Here is a 785-nt window from a genome sequence, read left to right as displayed (position 1 = left end):
CCCCCCGCCAGCCCTATCGGATCATCACCGCAAATCTAACCATTTCCCCGTTCATACCAGATGTTCGGGTCGTAACTTAGTACGGTTTCCCCATTATAAATACAACAATCTAAGTGAAAACATTAATATCATCAAGCGCATCTTCAGCTCTTGATGATATTACCTTACTTGAATTTTCCATTTTCTCTTTTAGAAATGGAATAACTTTCCCTTTATCTATTTTACCATTTATTCTTGCCAAGTGCCCAATGCAAGTTAAAGCAAGCCCACATATATCGTCATTGGAATTACTGGCCATCCTCATGAATACTTCTTCAGACCATGAAATATCTTTAACATTGTAAGCTATATAAAGGAGTGTCTCAGCTACTTGCTTTTCATCTTCAGAATTAAGCAGTTTTTCAAGATGAAATTTATCTTTATTATTCACAAATCCTTCCTTTTCTCGTAGTCTTACCCGCCTTAATCAGGGCGGATTGCTGTTTATTATCAAGAGCATCCCACTCACGTACATGACCATGGTACTCATCCACACTATCTGACAAAGAACGAGTTTTATCTAATACCACGATTTCATTGTTAGCAGTGTCTACACCAACACGTCTAGGTGATGTGGGTTTTACTTGAACAGAATTATCTAAAGCGCCTTGACCATTTGTAGGGGCACGACTTTTTACTGAATTATCAGTTGTACCATGATAAGGAGCATCTTTATAGACATTAACCTTATCACCACTTAGCCCCAGCGGATCGATCCAGCTTAACGGATTAGGCGCATAAGCATA

2 protein-coding genes are annotated in these 785 nt (G+C 38.9%); both read right to left on the bottom strand.

The window, feature by feature from the left end:
- Positions 1-109 precede the first annotated feature (109 nt).
- On the bottom strand, positions 110-430 hold the full coding sequence (locus HEM79_RS22310; RefSeq protein ID WP_176241946.1) for a hypothetical protein: 321 nt from the start codon (positions 428-430) through the stop codon (positions 110-112).
- On the bottom strand, positions 423-785 hold a 363-nt coding region (locus HEM79_RS22305; protein WP_203218641.1), incomplete at its 5' end, for a hypothetical protein. The genes HEM79_RS22305 and HEM79_RS22310, both read right to left, overlap by 8 nt.

This window comes from Escherichia sp. 93.0816 (genome assembly GCF_013368855.2).
Classification (GTDB): Bacteria; Pseudomonadota; Gammaproteobacteria; order Enterobacterales; family Enterobacteriaceae; genus Escherichia; species Escherichia ruysiae.
Note: the sequence above shows the minus strand (reverse complement) of the source record. Positions and strands in the feature narration are given on the sequence as shown.